The organism is Microbulbifer sp. 2205BS26-8 (assembly GCF_030731025.1).
Taxonomy (GTDB): Bacteria; Pseudomonadota; Gammaproteobacteria; order Pseudomonadales; family Cellvibrionaceae; genus Microbulbifer; species Microbulbifer spongiae.
The window spans coordinates 1-3,852 of sequence record NZ_JAVAMR010000090.1; the positions used below are offsets into that span (position 1 = coordinate 1).

The 3,852-nt window shown below is 59.6% G+C and carries 1 protein-coding gene; it reads right to left on the reverse strand.

The genetic code is table 11. The features are described 5' to 3' along the window. Nucleotides 1-302: 302 nt before the first annotated feature. On the reverse strand, nt 303-3,852 hold a 3,550-nt coding region (locus tag Q5Y71_RS16410), incomplete at its 5' end, for an Ig-like domain-containing protein (protein ID WP_306043164.1).

The following is a 3,852-nucleotide window of genomic DNA, read 5'->3' on the forward strand; positions in this document are numbered from 1 at the left end:
TAGTCTGGGGATCTGATTGTTATTATTATCATTACTATCGGAGTCGCAGCCAGCCAGAACGGCACTGAGCAAAATAATCCAAAAGAGTCTTAAAGTCATTTTCCTGAACTCCATTGCGATAATTTAAAAAAATAAAAGTGCCAAGCCACGGCTTGGTCCGCGTGTTACAAGTTTTTATTGAACCAATACGCCAATCATGGCGCAGATAGATTGATTTAATAAAAAGTCTTCGTCACCAGATTGCCGTCCACATCTTCTTGTGTTCCCTGGTAAGAGGCGATGTTGCACAGCCACGGCACTGGTCACCCTGACTGGCACCGTGTTACTGACAATGCCCCCTGGCTGGCAAAAACACTGGTGCTGCCCTCCGCCACCGCCATCAGCTCGCCCAGGCTATCTACCGTGGCAATTGCGGTGTCGTCACTGAACCAGTTCACGCTGGTGGTAATGTCGAGGGTGCTGTCATCGCTGAAAATACCCAGGGCCGCGAGCTGCTGGCTGTAGCCTGCGGGCAGGCTCACCATCGTCGGCGTCACCTGGATACTGGTCAATACCGCATTGGTTACGGTGACCGAGACCCCATTGCCGAAAATACCCTCCAGAAAGGCAAAAATGCTGGCGTTGCCTGCCCTCACTGCCACCGCCTCGCCCAGGCTATCCACGGTGATAATTCTGGTGTTGCCACTGAACCAGTTCACGCTGGTGGTAATGTCAAGGGTGCTGCCATCGCTGAAATTGCCCAGGGCCGTGAGCTGCTGGCTGTTGCCCACGGGCAGGTTCACCTCTGTCGGGGTCACCTGGATACTGGTCAATACCGCATTGGTTACGGTGACCAAGACCCCATTGCTGATAATACCTTCCTGAGTGGCAACAAGACTGGTGCTGCCCACTGCCACCGTCACCACTTCGCCCAGGCTATCCACGGTGGCAATTGCGGTGTTGTCGCTGAACCAGTTCACGCTGGTGGTAATATCGAGGGTGCTGCTATCGCTGAAAATACCCAGGGCCGTGAGCTGTTGGCTGTAGCCCGCGGGCAGGCTCACCACTGTCGGGGTCACCTGGATACTGGTTAATACGGCATTGACCACGGTTACCGAAACCGTATTGCTGACAATGCCGTCCCGGTTGGCGGAGACGCTGGTGCTGCCCACCGCCACCGCCACCACCTCGCCCAGGCTATCCACGGTGGCAATTGCGGTGTTGTCACTGAGCCAGTTCACGCTGGTGGTAATGTCAAGGGTGCTGCCATCGCTGAAATTGCCCTGGGCCGTGAGCTGTTGGCTGTAGCCCGCGGGCAGGTTCACCACTGTCGGGGTCACCTGGATACTGGTCAATACCGCATTGGTCACGGTGACCGAAACCGTATTGCTGTCATTGCCGTCCCGGTTGGCGGAGACGCTGGTGCTGCCCACCGCCACCGTCACCAGCTCGCCCAGGCTATCCACGGTGGCAATTGCGGTGTTGTCACTGAGCCAGTTCACGCTGGTGGTAATGTCGCGGAAACTGCCATCGCTGAAACCACCCCGTGCCGTGAGCTGCTGGCTGTAGCCCGCGGGCAGGTTCACCACCGCCGGCGTTACCTGGATACTGGTCAATACCGCATTGGTCGCGGTGACCGAAACCGTATTGCTGTCAACGCCGTCCCGGTTGGCGGAGACGCTGGTGCTGCCCACCGCCACCGCCATCACCTCGCCCAGGCTATCCACCGTGGCAATTGCGGTGTTGTCACTGAACCAGTTCACGCTGGTGGTAATGTCAAGGGTGCTGCCATCGCTGAAACTACCCAGGGCCGTGAGCTGTTGGCTGTAGCCCGCGGGCAGGCTCACCACCACCGCCGGCGTTACCTGGATACTGGTCAATACCGCATTGGCCACGGTGACCGAAACCCCATTGCTGACAATGCTGCCCCGGTTGGCGGAGACACTGGTGCTGCCCACTGCCACCGCCACCAGCTCACCCAGGCTATCCACGGTGGCAATTGCGGTGTTGTCACTGAGCCAGGTCACACTGTTGGTGATATCGGTGGTGCTGCCATCGCTGAAATTGCCCAGGGCCGTGAGCTGTTGACTGTAGCCCGCGGGCAGGCTCACCATTGCCGGCGTCACCTGGATACTGGTCAATACCGCATTGGCCACGGTGACCGAAACCATATTGCTGACAATGCTGCCCCGGTTGGCGGAGACAGTGGTGCTGCCCACCGCTACCGCCATCAGCTCGCCCAGGCTATCCACCGTGGCAATTGCGGCGTTGTCACTGCGCCAGGCCACACTGTCGGTGATATCGGCGGTGCTGCCATCGCTGAAAATACCCAGGACCGTGAGCTGCTGGCTGTAGCCCGCGGGCAGGCTCACCACCGCCGGCGTCACCTGGATACGGGTCAATACCGTATTGGGCACGGTCACCGAAACTGTATTGCTGACAATACCGTCCTGGCTGGCGGAGACACTGGTGCTGCCCACCGCCTGCGTTATTACCTCGCCCAGGCTATTCACGATGGCCATTGCGGTGTTGTCACTGATCCAGGTCACGCTGGTGGTAATGTCGCGGGTGCTGCCATCGCTGAAAATACCCAGGGCCGTGAGCTGTTGGCTGTAGCCCTTAGGCAGGTTCACTATCGCCGGGGTCACCTGGATACTGGTCAATACGGCGGTCACGGTCACCGGAACCGTATGGCTGACAATGCCGTCCTGGTTGGCGGAGACACTGGTGCTGCCCACCGCCACCGCCATCACCTCGCCCAGGCTATCCACGGTGGCAATTGCGGTGTTGTCACTGAGCCAGTTCACGCTGGTGGTAATGTCGCGGAAACTGCCATCGCTGAAACCACCCAGGGCCGTGAGCTGCTGGCTGTAGCCCGCGGGCAGGCTCACCGCCGCTGGCGTTACCTGGATACCGGTCAATACCGCGTTGGTTACGGTCACCGACACCGTATCGCTGACTGTGCCGTCCCGGTTGGCGGAGACACTGGTGCTGCCCTCCGCCACCGCCATCACCTCGCCCAGGCTATCCACGGTGGCAATTGCGGTGTTGTCACTGAACCAGTTCACGCTGGTGGTAATGTCGAGGGTGCTGTCATCGCTGAAAATACCCAGGGCCGTGAGCTGTTGGCTGTAGCCCGCAGGCAGGTTCACCGCCGTCGCCGTCACCGTCACCTGGATACTGGTCAATACCGCGCTGGTCACGGTGACCAAGACCCCATTGCTGAGAATACCCTCCAGAGTGGCAACAAGGCTGGTGTTGCCCACTGCCACCGTCACCGCCTCGCCCAGGCTATCCACCGTGGCAATTGCGGTGTCGCCACTGAACCAGTTCACGCTGGTGGTAATATCGAGGGTGCTGCTATCGCTGAAAATACCCAGGGCCGTGAGCTGCTGGCTGAAGCCCACGGGCAGGCTCACCACCGTCGGCGTCACCTGGATGCTGGCCAATACCGCATTGGTTACGGTGACCATGACCCCATTGCTGGAAATACCCCCCTGAAAGGCAGAAAGGGCGGTGCTGCCCACCGCCACCGTCACCACCTCGCCCAGGCTATCCACGGTGGCAATTGCGGTGTCGTCACTGAACCAGGTCACGCTGGTGGTAATGTCGAGGGTGCTGCCATCGCTGAAACCACCCAGTGCCGTGAGCTGCTGGCTGAAGCCCGCGGGCAGGTTCACCACCGCCGGCGTCACCTGGATACTGGTCAATACCGCATTGGTTACGGTGACCGGGACCGTATTGCTGACAATGCCGTCCTGGTTGGCGGAGACACTGGTGCTGCCCACCGCTACCGTCACCACCTCGCCCAGGCTATCCACGGTGGCAATTGCGGTGTTGTCACTGAGCCAGTTCACACTGGTGGTAATATCG